This window comes from Actinoplanes lutulentus, assembly GCF_003259845.1.
GTDB lineage: Bacteria > Actinomycetota > Actinomycetes > Mycobacteriales > Micromonosporaceae > Actinoplanes > Actinoplanes lutulentus.
In genome coordinates this window covers 202320-217094 of record NZ_QLMJ01000016.1, presented here as the reverse complement: position 1 = coordinate 217094, position 14775 = coordinate 202320, and the positions used below count along the sequence as shown (strand labels likewise).

Annotated in this window: 15 protein-coding genes; 8 read left to right on the top strand and 7 right to left on the bottom strand. The window is 68.1% G+C overall.

All coding sequences use genetic code 11. The features are described from left to right. Positions 1 to 99 precede the first annotated feature (99 nt). Complete coding sequence (locus B0I29_RS46355; protein WP_220091438.1) at positions 100 to 252, bottom strand: hypothetical protein; 153 nt, start codon at positions 250 to 252, stop codon at positions 100 to 102. A 349-nt stretch (positions 253 to 601) separates the two neighbouring features. On the opposite strand from B0I29_RS46355, the gene B0I29_RS30700 reads away from it, so the two are divergent. From B0I29_RS30700 to B0I29_RS30690, 3 genes are all read left to right on the top strand, one after another. Next, complete coding sequence (locus tag B0I29_RS30700; protein ID WP_146616928.1) at positions 602 to 991, top strand: hypothetical protein; 390 nt, start codon at positions 602 to 604, stop codon at positions 989 to 991. Between the two features lie 33 nt (positions 992 to 1024). Next, on the top strand, positions 1025 to 1891 hold the full coding sequence (locus B0I29_RS30695) for a DUF1295 domain-containing protein (protein WP_111652599.1): 867 nt from the start codon (positions 1025 to 1027) through the stop codon (positions 1889 to 1891). Positions 1892 to 1963: 72 nt separating this feature from the next. Continuing rightward, on the top strand, positions 1964 to 2722 hold the full coding sequence (locus B0I29_RS30690; RefSeq protein WP_111652598.1) for a tetratricopeptide repeat protein: 759 nt from the start codon (positions 1964 to 1966) through the stop codon (positions 2720 to 2722). 124 nt (positions 2723 to 2846) lie between these two features. On the opposite strand, the gene B0I29_RS30685 is transcribed toward B0I29_RS30690, so the two are convergent. Genes B0I29_RS30685 through metX form a run of 3 tightly spaced genes read right to left on the bottom strand, consistent with a single transcriptional unit; the run spans position 2847 to position 5766 of the window. Beyond that, positions 2847 to 3329, bottom strand: a complete 483-nt coding sequence (locus B0I29_RS30685) for a CoA-binding protein (RefSeq protein ID WP_111652597.1) — start codon at positions 3327 to 3329, stop codon at positions 2847 to 2849. Then, the gene (locus B0I29_RS30680; RefSeq protein WP_111652596.1) at positions 3326 to 4612 is read right to left on the bottom strand and encodes an O-acetylhomoserine aminocarboxypropyltransferase/cysteine synthase family protein; all 1287 of its coding nucleotides are present in this window, start codon (positions 4610 to 4612) and stop codon (positions 3326 to 3328) included. Before B0I29_RS30680 ends, B0I29_RS30685 begins: the two co-directional genes overlap by 4 nt. Beyond that, positions 4609 to 5766: a homoserine O-acetyltransferase MetX gene (gene metX, locus B0I29_RS30675; RefSeq protein ID WP_111652595.1), complete on the bottom strand. Its 1158-nt coding sequence runs from the start codon at positions 5764 to 5766 to the stop codon at positions 4609 to 4611. The genes B0I29_RS30680 and metX overlap by 4 nt, the downstream gene beginning before the upstream one ends. A gap of 91 nt (positions 5767 to 5857) precedes the next feature. Here metX and B0I29_RS30670 point away from each other — a divergent pair, with 91 nt between their 5' ends. The 4 genes from B0I29_RS30670 to B0I29_RS30655 are packed head-to-tail and all read left to right on the top strand — an operon-like array spanning position 5858 to position 9882. Further along, on the top strand, positions 5858 to 6406 hold the full coding sequence (locus tag B0I29_RS30670; protein WP_111652594.1) for an OsmC family protein: 549 nt from the start codon (positions 5858 to 5860) through the stop codon (positions 6404 to 6406). A gap of 2 nt (positions 6407 to 6408) precedes the next feature. Then, positions 6409 to 7653 carry an NAD(P)-binding domain-containing protein gene (locus B0I29_RS30665; protein ID WP_181558049.1) on the top strand — a complete coding sequence of 415 codons (1245 nt, stop codon included), beginning with the start codon at positions 6409 to 6411 and terminating at the stop codon, positions 7651 to 7653. A 9-nt stretch (positions 7654 to 7662) separates the two neighbouring features. Beyond that, positions 7663 to 8796 carry a pyruvate dehydrogenase (acetyl-transferring) E1 component subunit alpha gene (gene pdhA / locus B0I29_RS30660; RefSeq protein WP_111652593.1) on the top strand — a complete coding sequence of 378 codons (1134 nt, stop codon included), beginning with the start codon at positions 7663 to 7665 and terminating at the stop codon, positions 8794 to 8796. 39 nt (positions 8797 to 8835) lie between these two features. After that, positions 8836 to 9882 carry a lysylphosphatidylglycerol synthase transmembrane domain-containing protein gene (locus B0I29_RS30655; protein ID WP_111652592.1) on the top strand — a complete coding sequence of 349 codons (1047 nt, stop codon included), beginning with the start codon at positions 8836 to 8838 and terminating at the stop codon, positions 9880 to 9882. Here the strand turns inward: B0I29_RS30655 and B0I29_RS30650 are convergent. From B0I29_RS30650 to B0I29_RS30640, 3 genes are read right to left on the bottom strand one after another with little or no spacing between them, the layout of a single operon-like run. Then, on the bottom strand, positions 9796 to 10626 hold the full coding sequence (locus B0I29_RS30650; protein WP_111652591.1) for a carbohydrate ABC transporter permease: 831 nt from the start codon (positions 10624 to 10626) through the stop codon (positions 9796 to 9798). The two genes, B0I29_RS30655 and B0I29_RS30650, sit on opposite strands and share 87 nt — an antisense overlap. A gap of 2 nt (positions 10627 to 10628) precedes the next feature. Continuing rightward, positions 10629 to 11600 (bottom strand): carbohydrate ABC transporter permease, encoded by a 972-nt coding sequence (locus B0I29_RS30645; RefSeq protein WP_220091437.1) that lies wholly within the window; start codon positions 11598 to 11600, stop codon positions 10629 to 10631. 2 nt (positions 11601 to 11602) lie between these two features. After that, positions 11603 to 12892, bottom strand: coding sequence for an ABC transporter substrate-binding protein (locus B0I29_RS30640; protein ID WP_111652590.1), 1290 nt, complete (start codon positions 12890 to 12892; stop codon positions 11603 to 11605). Between the two features lie 275 nt (positions 12893 to 13167). Between B0I29_RS30640 and B0I29_RS30635 the strand changes: the two genes are divergently transcribed. Beyond that, entirely contained in the window at positions 13168 to 14688 is a 1521-nt protein-coding gene (locus B0I29_RS30635) for an alpha-N-arabinofuranosidase (protein WP_111652589.1), read from the top strand. Positions 14689 to 14775 lie beyond the last annotated feature (87 nt).

The window sequence follows — 14775 nt, the reverse complement described above, 5'->3', positions numbered from 1 at the left end:
CGAACGGCCGTCAGCCCGGTAGCGCCTCCACCAACGACGGAAGCCGCCGACGATGGTGAGCCGGGGAGATCGCCGCGGCCGCGAGGAGCAGGACCGGGATCAGGGCGAGTGCGGTCCGGCTTCCGTGTGCGCCGCGACCTGCGCGAAGATCGCGGCGCCTGCCGCGCCGCCGGCCATGTCGAGGCTGCTCAGCCAGGACATCGTTTCGGTCACCCTCCCGTTCGGTGCCAGGTCGCCACCGAGGGTACGCACGGAAGCGAAGAGTGACCCGATCATCCGGGTCAATGGCCGCGGAGATCGACTCGGTGGCGGCCGGGCTCCGGCTGGTGTGGGACTCACCGGAGATCTCCGGTGAGTTCACGCGGGTCTGGGAGCTGCCCGAGCCTCCCGCGGCGTGAGCGGGCGCCCTCGCAGGCCGGCCCCAATGATGATCTCCAGCCCAGGACGGCGGCGAATTTCATGGACTGTCCACATTGGGGCTTCGGCGACTGTCCATGATCGAGTAACCTCAGCGCCGCGAATCGTTTGCATAGCTGCGATGAGGGAGTCCCCTTTGCCAAGAAACAAACTTGTCAGTTCTGCGCTGGCTGTACTGGCCGGCGTGGCCGCCGCATTGATGATCAGCCCGAGTCCTGCCTCGGCTGCCATCGAAGAGGTGAAGAACGCCGTCGCCGGCACCCCGCCGGCCTCGGTCACCTCGGGCACGTGCGTCTCCTCCACGGGAGCGCTGATCTGCTTCCAGCCTTACGGTGACACCTGGTGGGTGAAGGACACCAAGGCGGACAGCGCCTCGGCGGTCGCCGACTGGGAGGTCAACAGCGGCAGCGCGATCCGCATCGGCTACTGCGTCAACTCGCTGGGCAACGGCATGTGGGGCAAGTGCGTCCACGACTACGTGGAGGGCAGCCTGGTGATGGCCGTGGCCCGAACCTGGGACAAGTCGGAAGACACGTGGACCAACAGCTACAACGTGGGCTACTGGAGCGCCTAGCTCAGGCACTGCATCAAATGCCCTGGATCTGGCGTGGGCGGCGTTCATCGCCGCCCTCGACCAGCCGATCTGGCCTATCTGGTCGCCGGGCTCGCTGCCTGGGCCGTGATCGCCGCGCTGCCTGGCGTGCATCCGCTGCTGCTCACGCTTTATGCCGACCTCGCCGCCACCCTCGTCGTCTTCGCCGCGAGCATGGCGGTCGCGAACGCCAGCCTCTACGACCCCTATTGGAGTGTCGCGCCGGCGGTCATCGCGATCGTTTGGGCCACCGGACACGGCGCCCGGCAGACCGTGGTGCTTCTGCTGGTGCTCGCCTGGTCGATCCGGCTCACCGCCAACTGGGCGCGATCCTGGCGAGGCCTCGGCCACGAGGACTGGCGCTACGTCCAGCTGCGCGAGCAGCGACAAGCGCCGTGGTGGCTGGTCAACCTGGTCGGGATTCAGCTGGTGCCGACGCTGGTGGTCTTCGCCGGGTTGCTCGGTGTCTGGCCGGCGATGACGGGGGACAGGGCGTTCGGGCTGCTCGACGACGCCGCGATCATCGTCACCGGCGCTGCCGTGGTCATCGAGGCGACCGCGGACCGGCAGCTGCACCACTTCGCCGCCGACCCGGCCAACCGCGGACGGATCATCGACCAGGGGCTGTGGCGTTACTCGCGGCACCCCAACTATCTCGGGGAGATCACCTTCTGGTGGGGGATGTGGCTGTTCGGCCTCGCGGCAGATCCCGGCTGGTGGTGGACGGTCGCCGGGCCGATCGCGATGGTGCTGCTGTTCGCGTTCGTCAGTGTGCCGATGATGGACCGTCGCTCGCTGGCGCGCCGCCCCGATTACGAACAGCACATGCGCCGGGTGCCGGCGCTGCTGCCGCATCCGATGAGCCGTCGATCGCGGTCTTGAGTTCGTTGCGCGGGCGGGGTAACCGGTCTGTCCACACCGGACCGTTTCCGGGCAGTCGCGTGAGGGAGTTCGATGGCGTCGCAGTCGGCAGGCAAGGGCAGTTCCCTCGGGCCGTGGCGCTGGCCACTTGCCGGCGTGGCGGCGACCGCCGTGGGTGCGTGCTTCATCTCCCAGGACGACCTGTGGTGGTTCCTGCCGGTCGCTGCCCTGGGTGACGTGTTCCTGCTCTGGACCGCGTGGCGCGAGTCGGTGGCGGCGAAGCGGTACCGCACCGACCCGGCCGTCCTGCAGGCCCGCCTCGGCCAGGCGCTGGCGCTGCTGACCCGGAATCAGCCCGACGCCGCGCTCGCCGCGCTCGACGACCTGCTCCCGGACCTCGATCGGGTCCTGGGCCCGGACCATCCCGGCACCCTCAGCGCGCGCACCATCCACCTGCGGCTTCGCGGTGACCGCGGTGATCTGCCGGACCGGGTCGCCGACATGGCCGCGCTGGTCACCCGCCTGCAGCGGGTCCTCGGCGCGGACCACGAGGAGACCCTCGCGTCGCGTTACCAGCTGGCCGACTGGATCGGCGAGGGCGATGACCCCGGCGAGGCGCGTTCGGCGTACCAGGCGCTGATCGTCGACGCGACCCGGGCGCTGGGCGCGGACCACTCGATCACGCTGGTCTCCCGCAGTTCGCTGGCGATCCTGCGATACCAGGCCGGTGAGCAGGCCGCCCTGACCGATCTCGCGACCGTCGCCGACGACATGGAGCGCGCCCTCGGCCCGGCCGACCCGGCAACCGTCAGCACCCGCAACCTGCTCACCCGCTGGGACACGGCCCGCTAGAACCTCGCCCGCGTCGGTCACTCTCCGTCGCTGGTCGCGCTTCTTTCTTGGGTACGCACGAAGCACTGGTGCTCTACGCGTACCCCAGCAGGTGAAGCGGGAGTGATCGTCCTGGAGGGACCACTCACTGGAGGCCGGTGCGGACCGAGGTGATGCGGTGGGTGTTGAAGCCGAGCCAGTGCATGCGGCCGACGTAGCGGGCGTGCTCGATCTTGAGGCAGCGGTCGACGATCAGGTCGAGGCCGGCGTCGGTGGCGATGCGGTTGCCCTCGTCGTTGATCACGCCGAACTGGCACCAGAGGGCGCCGGCGCCGATCGAGGCCGCCTCCTGGGCGATCTGCGGGAGAGCGGCCGGGGCGCGGAAGACGTTGACGATGTCGACCGGGCCGGGTAGATCGGTCAGGCTGGCGTAGCTGCGTTCGCCGAGGATCTCCGTCTCGCGGGGGTTGACCGGGATCACCTGGTACCCGTGGCGCTTGAGGTAGTAGCCGACGAAATAGCTGGCCCGCAGCTCGTTGCTGGACAGGCCGACGATCGCGATGGTCTTCGCGGTGTGCAGGAGACGCTGGATCGTGGTGACGTCCTGGTACTGGGCGAGATCGGTCATCGTGCTGCCTCCAACGCCTGCTTCAGGTCCCAGATCAGGTCCTCAACCGACTCGGTGCCGACCGACAGTCTGATCGTGCCCGGTCCGACGCCTGCGGCGCGCAGTTCGTCGTCGCTGAGCTGGCGGTGCGTGGTGCTGGCCGGGTGGATGATCAGGCTTTTCGCGTCGCCGACGTTCGCCAGGTGCGACCAGAGGGTGACGCCGCGGATCAGATCCTGACCGCCGTCGCGACCGCCGGCGACGTCGAACGAGAACACCGCGCCGGGGCCGAGCGGCAGATATTTCTCGACCTGGGCTTGGTACTTGTTATCCGGCAAGCCCGGATAGGTGATGTTCGACGCCAGCGGATGATCTTGCAGGAAAGCGGCGACCTTGTGGGCGTTCGCGACATGGCGGTCCATCCGCAGCGACAGCGTCTCCAGGCCCTGCAGCAGCAGGAACGCGTTGAACGGCGACAGCGCGCCACCGAGGTCGCGCAGCGTCTCGGCGCGCAGCTTCATGAGGTATCCGTAGGTGCCGAACGTCTCGTGGAACTGCAGGCCGTGGTACGCCGGCGACGGGTCGGCGATGACCGGGAAGCGCCCGTTGGACCAGTTGAACGTGCCGGCCTCGGTGACGACGCCGCCGATGCTGGTGCCGTGGCCGCCGATGAACTTCGTCGCCGAGTGGATCACGATGTCGGCGCCCCACTCGATCGGGCGGCAGAGGTACGGCGTAGCGAACGTGTTGTCCACGATCAGCGGCAGGTCGTTCTCGTGGGCGATCCGCGCGATCGTCTCGATGTCCAGGACGTTGCCGCCCGGGTTGCCGATCGTCTCGCCGAAGAACGCCTTCGTGGTCGCCTGGACCGCTTTGCGCCACGCCTCCGGATCGTCCGGGTCGACCCAGGTCAGCTCCACGTTCATCTTGCGGAACAGGTGTTTGAGCTGGTTGACCGTGCCGCCGTAGAGCGCCGACGACGCCACCACGTGATCACCGGGCTGCAGCAGCGTGAAGAAGGCGGCCGCCTGCGCGGCGATCCCGCTGGCGAACGCCACCCCGCCGGCACCGCCTTCGAGGTTCGCGATCCGCTCCTCGAAGACCGCCACGGTCGGATTCATGATCCGGGAGTACGTGTTGCCGTACTCCTGGAGGTTGAAGTACGCGGCCGCCGACTCCGGATCCTCGAAGACGTAACTGGTCGTCTGGAAGATCGGCACCGCGCGGGCGCCGGTGTTCGGGTCGGGACGCTGACCGGCGTGCAGCTGCCGGGTCTCGAAGCCGAATTCGTGGTCTTCGCTCATGTGCGGCTCTCGTCTAGGAATTTTCTGACGATGGGGGTCTGGCGGGCCTCTTCAAGGAGGAAGCAGTCGTGACCGTAAGGGGCGTCGATGATGTGTATCTCGACTGATTTTCCGGATTTTTCTAGTTGATCTGCTATTTGCCGTGATGCGACCGGCGGATAAAGCCAGTCGGAACTGAAGGCGATCAGGAGCGTCCGGGCCCGGATCTTCTCGAGAGCCTGTTCCAGTGAACCGTGTTCCCGGCCGAGGTCGAAATAGGTCAGGGCCCGGGACGTGTAGAGATAGGTATTCGCGTCGAACCTCTTCACGAACGATTCTGCCTGGTGGCGCAGGTAACTCTCCACCTCGAACTCGGCCTCGCCGATCGTGTATCCGACGTCCTCACGCCCCTGCAGGCGCCGCCCGAACTTGGTCTCCAGCGCGGGTGCCGACAGGTAGGTGATGTGCCCGACCATCCGGGCCACACCCATCCCGGCATCCGGCGCGCGCCCGGTCCCGTAGTAGTGGCCGCCCTGCCAGTCCGGATCCCGCATGATCGACTCGCGGGCGATGGCGTTCCAGGCCAGACCCTGCGGATGCAGCGCGTGCGTCGAGGCGATCACCACGATCGTGTCGACCTGACCGGGATACGACACCGCCCACTGCAGCGCCTGCATCCCGCCGAGCGACCCACCGGCCACCGCCGCGAGCCGATCGATGCCGAGCTCGTCGAGGAACGCCCGCTCGCACCGGACCATGTCGGCCACCGTGATCACCGGGAAGTCCGACCCGTACGGAAAACCGGTCTCCGGGTCGATCGAACTCGGCCCGGTCGTGCCCCGGCAGCCGCCGAGCAGGTTCGTCGAGATCACGAAGAACCGGTCGGTGTCGAACGCCTTGCCGGGCCCGATCATGCCGTCCCACCAGCCGATACCCTTCGGGCTGGCGGCGGCGCCGAAACCGTCCAGAGCGCTCTCCGCCCCGATGCCGGCCGCGTGCGCGTCGCCGCTGAGCGCGTGGCAGACCAGGATGACGTTGTCCTTCTCGGGGGAGAGGGTGCCATAGGTCTCGTACGCGACCCGGACCCCGGAAAGCGTTCGCCCGGAGTCGAGAGGCAACGGCCCAGGTAGATCCAGATATCGCGTCTCGACGATGCCGACCGATCCGGTGCTCATATCTCTTGCAAGTTAGGCCAGTTCTTGATCATTGTCTAGTATCCCGATGGGTCTTGTAGAAGCATCGGTGCAGAGGGAAGGATTCCAGCTCATGACCACCATTGATAACGGAGTCAACGTCAAGGCGCTGCTCGACGCGCGCGAAGTACTCAAGGGAGCACCAGAGGCAGCCCAGTTCACCTGGCGGGCCTCCAGTAAGTGGGAGAAGGGCGTGCGCAGCACCACGACCATCGAGAAGTTCTTCGGCCTCGGCCAGGAGCAGACCCACAAGAACGAGACCACGTTCTCCTCCGACCACCCCGAGGTGTTCGCCGCCGAGGACCAGGGCATCACCCCGATCGAGTACCTTCTGGTCGGCCTGGCCGGCTGCCTCACCGCCGGCGTCGCCTCGGTCGCGCAGAACCGCGGCATCCAGCTGCGCTCGGTCGAGTCCACCGTCGAGGGCAACCACGACATCCGCGGCATCCTCGGCGCCGACAGCGACGTCCGCAACGGATACAACGACATCAAGGTCACCTTCAACATCGACGCCGACGCGTCGAAAGAGGAGATCGAGGCCCTGGTCGCGCAGTCGCAGAAGCGGTCCGCCGTCTACGATGCGCTCACCAACCCGACCAGCGTGACCGTCGAGGTCGCCTGAGCGTGGAGCGGTTCACCACGGTGGTGGTCGGCGCCGGGCACGCCGGCCTGGCCGCCAGCCACTTCCTCACCGCCCGGTCGATCGACCACGTCGTTCTGGAACGCGGCGAGGTGGCGAACTCGTGGCGGCGGGAGCGCTGGGACTCGCTGCGGCTGCTCACGCCGAACTGGCTGAGCCGGTTGCCGGGGTTCGCCTATGCGGGCCCTGATCCGGACGGTTACATGACGAGCGGCGAGGTGGCGGGGTTCATCGCGGACTTCGCCGCCGTCAGTGGGGCGCCGGTCCGTGGCCATTCCGCTGTCACGTCGGTGCGCCGATCCGATGATGGCTATCTCGTCTCCGCCGGTGGTGGCGATGTCAGCTGCCGCTCGGTGGTGCTGGCGAGTGGCGCTTGTAACGTACCGGTGGTTCCTGCTTTATCCGGATTTATCCCACCTGAAGTACGTCAGTTGACCCCGTTCGACTATCGAGGCCCTGCCTCGGTCGAGGGCGACAAACGCGTGCTTGTCGTCGGCGCCTCGGCCACCGGCGTGCAGATCGCCGCCGAACTCCAGCGCTCCGGCCGCCAGGTCACCCTCGCGGTCGGCGAGCACGTCCGGATGCCCCGCCTGCACCACGGCAAGGACGTGCTCTGGTGGATGGACGCCTCCGGCGTGTGGGACCAGAGTTACCAGGAGGTCGACGACCTGGACCGGGCCCGCCGGCTCCCGTCGCCGCAGCTGGTCGGCACCCCGTCGCGGGACACCCTCGACCTCAACACGCTCACCGGCCTCGGCGTCGAGCTGGTCGGCCGGCTGGCGACGGTCCGCGACGGCATTGCCCTGTTCTCCGGCGGTCTGCGCAACGTCTGCTCCCTGGCCGACCTGAAGATGAAGCGCCTGCTGGCCGGATTCGATCAGTGGGGCGGTGTTGCGGAAAAGACCGACATCGAACCGACCCGGGTGCCCGCCAATGCCCGCTGGAAACTCGACCTGGGCAGCGGCGAGATCAGCACGATCATCTGGGCCACCGGGTTCCGACCCGACTACAGCTGGCTCGACGTCCCGGTCGTCGACGAGAAGGGCCGGCTGCGCCACGAGGGCGGCGTCGTCGACAGCCCCGGCCTCTACGCGCTCGGCCTGCCGGTGCTGCGCCGGCGCCGGTCGACGTTCATCAGCGGCATCGAGGACGACGCCCGCGCGGTCGTCGGCCACCTGGCCGCAGAGCTGGGCGTTGATGCGCCTGCGGCGGCCTCCCAAACGGGCTAGCGTCCGACTGTGGATCTAGATGGCACCGACGCTCCGGCCGGCGGATATGTGCAGCTCCTGACCCCGGACGGCACCCGGGTCGACAGCGTGACCACCGCCGACGGAACCACGTACAGCGTCAGCTTCACCGACGAGGAGTACCGGGACCTGTACCGCGACCTGGTCACCGTGCGCCGGCTCGACGCGGAAGGGCTCGCCCTGCAACGCCAGGGCGAGCTGGGCCTGTGGGCCAGCCTGCTCGGACAGGAAGCCGCCCAGGTCGGCTCCGGCCGGGCGCTGCGCGAGCAGGACATGGCGTTCCCGACGTACCGCGAACACGGCGTCCTCTATTGCCGGGGTATCGACCCGATCATGCCGTTCGGCCTGTTCCGCGGCGTCGACCAGGGCGGCTGGGACCCCGACGAGCACAAGTTCCACCTCTACACCCTGGTCATCGGCTCGCAGACGCTGCACGCGACCGGGTACGCGATGGGCGTCAGCATGGACGGCAGAACCGGCGGCTCGGACGGTGAGGCCGTCATCGCGTACCTCGGTGATGGCGCGACCAGTCAGGGTGAGGTGAACGAATCGTTCGTGTGGTCCGGGGTTTTCAACGCGCCGATCGTCTTCTTCTGCCAGAACAACCAGTACGCGATCTCCCTGCCCTTGGAGCGCCAGGCGCGCGCCCCGCTCTATCAGCGGGCCGGAGGGTACGGCTTCCCGGGCATCCGGGTCGACGGCAACGACGTGCTGGCGAGCTACGCGGTGACCCGGGAAGCCCTCGATCACGCGCGGCAGGGGCAGGGTCCGACGCTGATCGAGGCGTACACGTACCGGATGGGCGCGCACACCAGCTCCGACGACCCGTCGCGGTACCGCATCGCGAGCGAGGTCGAGTCGTGGAAGGTCAAGGACCCGATCAGCCGGGTCAAGGCGTTCCTGCTCAAGGAGAAGGTCGCCGACGACGCGTTCTTCGGCGAGGTCGACGAAGAGGCCCGCAAGGTGGCGCTCGACCTGCGGGAACGGGTCCTGGCGATGCCCGATCCGCAGCCGGTGGAGATGTTCGAGCACGTCTACCCGGAGGGTTCGCCCGAGGTCGACTCCCAGCGCCGGGCGTTCATCGAGTACGAAGCGGCTTTCCAGTCCGGCCACGGCCTTCGGTAGACGACGTGCGTTGTTGACACGATCGGCAATTGTCGAGGCGTGTCAGCCAAAGCGTGGAAGGTGGTCGCGGCCGTTGGGCTCGGCGTCGGTGCGGTCGAGCTGATGCGCCGGCAGTTCCCCGACCTGTCCTCGCTGTCCGCGGCGGTGCGGGCGATGAACCCGTGGTGGGCGCTGCTCGCCCTGGTCGCGGGGGTGGCTTCGCAGCTGGCTTTCGCGTACCAGCAGCGGGCGCTCGTGGTTGCGTTCGGTGTCCGGCTGGGGCAGCGGGACGCGATCGCGCTGACTTACGGCGGTGCCGCGATCAGCATGGTCGCCCCGGCCGGCGCGGCGGTGTCGGCGGCGTACACGTTCCGCCACTACCAGCGCCGCGGCGCCACCTCGGCGGTCGCGACCGTGGTGACGGTGTTGTCCGGTGTCATCTCGCTGCTGACCCTGGTGCTGCTCTACGGGGCCGGGGCGCTGGTCGCCGGCTTCCTGTCGGCGCGCTCGTGGGAGCCGATCGGCATCAGGACCGCGGCCGTGGTCGTGGCGGGCGCGGGCGTGGTGTTCCTCGGCCACCGTTACGGACGGAGGCTCGACTGGCGGGCGCTCACCCGCTGGGCGCCCGCGGCGAAGCTCCTCGACGCCCTGCGGGCAGCCCGCGCGGTCCGCGGCCGGGAGTGGGCCGCGGTGACCGGGTTCGCCGCCGCGAAGTGGGTGCTCGACCTGGCCTGCCTCATGGCGGTGGCCGCCGCGTTCGGCGCCGATGTCGGGTGGGCGCGACTGGCCGGTGTCTACCTGACCGTGCAGGTGGTCCGGCAGGTGCCGCTGACACCGGGCGGCATCGGCCTGATCGAGGCCAGCCTGCTGGCCGGCCTGGTCGCGGCCGGTGCCACGAGCGCGACGGCGGTGGCCGTGGTCCTCGGGTACCGCCTGATCACCTTCTGGCTGACGCTGCCGGCGGGCCTGGGCGGCCACCTGCGCCTGCGGGCCGCCCGCCGGGCCGGGCCGGCGCTCGGATCATCCTTTGACCGCGCCGGTGAGGCCGCCGACGATGCGGCGTTCGAACAGGCTGAAGAACACCAGAGCCGGAATCATCGACAGTGAGGTGAAGGCGAGCACCTTCGCGGTGTCGACCGAGTACTGCGAGGCGAACGCCTGCACACCCAGCGGCAGCGTGAAACCGTCCTGGTCGTTGAGGATGAACAGCGGCAGCAGATAGCTGTTCCAGCTGTTCACGAACGCCAGGATCCCGGTGGTGATCAGACCGGGCACCGAGAGTGGCAGCACCATCCGCCAGAAGAATCCGAGCCGGCTGCACCGGTCGATCGCGGCGGCCTCCTCGATCTCCTTCGGGATCGCCTGCAGGAACGGGACCAGGATGATGATCGTGGTGGGCAGCCCGAAGGCGATCTGCGGGAGGATGACGCCGGGCAGCGTGTTCACCAGGCCCAGGTTCTTGACCAGAATGTACAGCGGGGTGATCGCCACCGTCGCCGGGAACATCAGGCCGGCGGCGAACAGCGCGTACATCGCTCCCCGGCCGCGGAACCGATAGCGGGCCAGGACGTAACTGGCCATCACGCCCAGGCCGACGACGCCGATGGTGGTGGCGGTGGCCGCGAGCGTCGAGTTGCCGACCTGGCGCCAGAAGGTGTCGCTGGTCAGCACGTCGGTGTAGTTGCCGAACACCCACGGGTCCGGCAGGGCCGCCGGGTCGGAGGTGATCTGTGAGTTGGTCCGGAACCCGCCGATGATGATGTAGATGACCGGCCCGAGCATCAGGCCGACCAGCATCAGGGCGCCGACGTACACGACCGGGTTGCCCCAGGCATTGGCTCTCCTGGACATGTCTATCGGCCTCCGGTGAGCGCGCCCTCGGTGTCCCGGCGCAGAACGAAACGCTGGTAGACCAGCGCGATGAGCATGGAGATCAGGAAGAGCACGACGGCCACGGCGTTGCCGTACCCGTAGTTGCCGGCGTTGCGGCCCTCGGTGACCATGTACGTCGCCATGGTCGAGGTGCCGGCGGTCGACGCGACGTACTGACCCCAGATGATGTAGACCAGGTCGAACAGCTGCAGCGCGCCGATGATCGACAGGAAGGCCCAGATCCGGATGGTCGGCCCGAGCAGCGGCAGGGTGATACTCCGCTGGGTCTGCCAGTAGGACGCGCCGTCGACAGCGGCGGCCTCGGACAGCTCGGCCGGGATGTTCTGCATGCCGGCCAGGAAGAGGATCACCGCGAACCCGACGTACTTCCAGGTCAGGATGAGCATCAGGGTCCAGATGGCGATCGCCGGATCGGACAGCCAGTCCTGGGCCAGCGCGCCGAGGCCGATCGAGCGCAGCACGTCGTTGATCGCGCCGCTGCTCTGCAGCATCAGGCTCCAGGCCGTCCCGACGATCACCTCGGAGATGACGTACGGAACGAAGATCAGCACCCGGATGAGCGACTGGCCGCGCATCCGCTGGTTGAGCAGCAGGGCGAGGCCGAGCGCGATCGGGCCCTGCAGAACGATCGACAGCACGACGATCTGCCCGTTGTGCCACAGGGCCTCGTGGAACAGGGTGTCCTGCAGGATCGTGACGTAGTTGTCCAGGCCCACAAAGTCGGTCGGCGGCCCGAACCCTTTCCACCGGTAGAAGCCGTAGTACGCGGCCATCAGCACCGGGAAGATCACGAAACCGGCGAAGACCAGGATCGCCGGGCCGGACAGCGCCAGGATCTCCAGACGCATGCCCCAGCCGATGCCACGCCGGCGGGGCCGGACCGGCGGCGGCGCCTGGACGCCACCACCGGCCCGAACCTCGGTAACCGTCACCGTCAGCCCTTCTTGGCCGCGTCGTTCACGGCCTGGATGATCCCGGCGACGTCGCCCTTGCCGGCGAGCAGGTTCACCACGCCGACGTTCAGCGCGTTGCCCACGTTCTGCCCGTAGATCGTGTCGAGCCACTGCGAGACGTACGGCGCCTTGTTGTAGGCGTCGAGGACCGCCTTGAGGTAGTCCTCGGTGACCGCGCCCTGCGCGTCCTTGCTGACCGGCAGCGCGTTGAAGGCCTTGTAGTAGCCCTCCTGCACGTCCTTCGTGAGGATGTAGTTGAGGAAGTCCGCGCACTGTTTGGGCGCCTGCGCCGAGCAGGAGTAACCATCAGCGCCGCCCATCAGCGCCGCCGGGTCACCCTGGCCGCCGGGCACCGCCGGGAACGGGAAGAAGCCCAGGTCGGGCAGGGGCTTGGCGTCCTTCGTGAGGGAGGCGATGACGCCCGGGTCCCAGGCGCCCATCAGCTCCATGCTCGCCTTGTAGTTGGCCACCAGACCGGCCGAGCTGCCCGCGCCCTGCTGAGCGGAGGTGGTCAGGAATCCGTCGTTGAACGGCTTGGTGTCGGCGAAGGCCTTGAGGTCCTCACCGGCCTTGGTCCAGCAGGCGTCGCCGAAGTTCTTGTCCTTGGCGGCCGCGTCGAGGGCCGCCTTGCTGCACGCGCGCAGTGCGAAGAAGTAGTACCAGTGCGCGGCCGGCCACGCGTCCTTGCCACCGAGCGCGATCGGCGTGCTGTTCGCCTTGAGCTTGGTGACCGCCTGGTTGAGATCGTCCAGCGTGGCCGGCGGCGTCGTGACGCCCGCCTTCTGGAACACGTCCTTCGAATACCAGAAACCCCCAGGCAAGATCGACACGGGTACGGAATAAGCCTTGCCGTCGACCTGCCCCGTCCCGAGCACGGCCTCACCGACCGCCGCCTTGGTCTCGGCGGTGATGTCGGCGGTGATGTCCTTGAGCTGGCCCGCCTCGACCATCGCCGCCATCTTGCCGCCGCCGCGCTGCAGGAAGATGTCGGGCGCGGAGCCGGAGTTCAGCGCGGTCTGCAGCTTGCCGTCCAGGTCCTCGTTCTGCACCTGCTGAATCTTGATCTTGATATTCGCGTGCGAGTTCTGGAAGTCGGTGACGGTCTTCTCCCAGAACGCCTTGCCGGGGCCGGTCGTGGCGTTGTGCCAGAACTGCATGGTGACGGCGCCGCCCGCGTCGGTGTCGTCGTCGTCACTGCTTCCGCAGGCGGTCACGCTCATGGCGCTCAACGCCACCGCGGCAACCACTGCGAGGGTCCTTCTAGGTGCCATGAAGCCCCACCTTTCGGTCGCGAAAGTTTCGGAAGTATTCCGGAAGATGGTGGCAAAGCTATGAAGTGGTTACCGGGATGTCAAGACATTCATCGTGATCAGAAGTCACACGCCCGTAACAGTCGCGGCACAGTAGGTGGCGGGACCCGGCGCTTTTGAAAGCATTCAGTCGGCACCGCGCCTGTTGGAATCGGCAGCAGGTTTTCGGAAGTTTCGCTGGACCTGGATCTATCCGGCTCTTACCCTGAGGGCCTCATCGACGGGGAAGGCACCTGATGACCATCGAAGCCGTGATCAACCTGGACCTCGGCGGCCCGCGGATCAACCGGCACGTCTACGGGCACTTCGCCGAGCATCTGGGCCGGTGCGTCTACGGCGGTTTCTACGTCGGCGAGGACTCCGAGATCCCGAACCAGGACGGCATCCGGCTCGACGTCGTCGACGCCCTGCGTGCGCTGGACATCCCGAACCTGCGCTGGCCGGGTGGTTGCTTCGCCGACGAGTACCACTGGCAGGACGGCATCGGGCCTCGGCCGTCGCGCCCGGCGATGGTCAACACGCACTGGGGCGGTGTCGAGGAGAACAACCACTTCGGCACCCACGAGTTCATGGCCCTGTGCGAACTGCTCGGCGCCGAGCCGTACATCAGCGGCAACGTCGGATCCGGCACCGTGCGCGAGATGAGCGAGTGGGTCGAGTACCTGACCCGCGACGGTGACTCGCCGATGGCCCGGCTGCGCAAGGCCAACGGCCGCGACGAGCCGTGGCGGGTGCGGTTCTGGGGCCTGGGCAACGAGGCCTGGGGCTGCGGCGGCACCATGACCGCCGAGCAGTACGCACAGGAGGCCCGCCGGTACGGCACCTACTGCCGCGACTACGGCGACAACACGCTCTACAAGATCGCCGCGGGAGCCAACGGCGACGATTACGCCTGGACCGAGACGCTGATGAAACAGCTCGGGCCGCTGGGCTGCCGGCACATCCCCGGTACGACGTACCACGCCGTGTCCGTGCACCACTACACGATCACCGGGCCGAACTGGGAGAACAAGGGATCGGCCACGGTCTTCGACACCGGCGAGTACTACGCCACGATGGTGTCCGCGGCCCGCATCGAGGAGATCCTCGCCGGCCACGCGGCGGTGATGGACTGCTACGACCCGAACCGCGGCGTCGGCCTGGTTCTGGACGAGTGGGGCACCTGGTTCGACGTCGAGCCCGGCACCAACCCCGGCTTCCTGTACCAGCAGAACACGCTGCGCGACGCGCTCGTGGCGAGTGTGCACTTCGACGTCTTCCACCGGCACGCCGGCCGCCTCGTGATGGCCAACATCGCGCAGACGGTGAACGTGCTGCAGGCCATGATCCTCACCGATCCGGACACGAACGCCCTGGTGCTCACCCCGACCTACCACGTGTTCGCGATGAACCGTGGTCATCAGGACGCTACGTCGCTGCCGGTCGGGTTCCGTACCGCGTTGCCTGCCCGCCCGGTCGGCGACACGACGCTGACGACCGTGTCGATGTCGGCCAGCCGCACGGACGGCCGGCTGCTCGTCTCGCTGTCGAACCTGGACGCGGCCGAGGCCGCCGACGTGGCGATCGACCTGCGCGGGGGAGTGGTCGAGGCGGTCGAGGCCCTGATCCTCACCTCGGAAGCGCTGCAGGACCACAACACGCCGCAGGCGCCGTCGGCAGTGGCGCCGCGCCCCCACGACGGGGTGTCGATCTCCGGCGGCACGCTGCGGGTTCACCTGCCGGCCCACTCCTTCGTAACCGTGAGCGGCACGCTGTGAGCGAGAGGCTGTGAGCGAGAGGCTGTGAGCGACGATCCGGGCCGCCGATCGACCCGGACCGTCGCCCACAGGTCAGGGCGAGCCGTG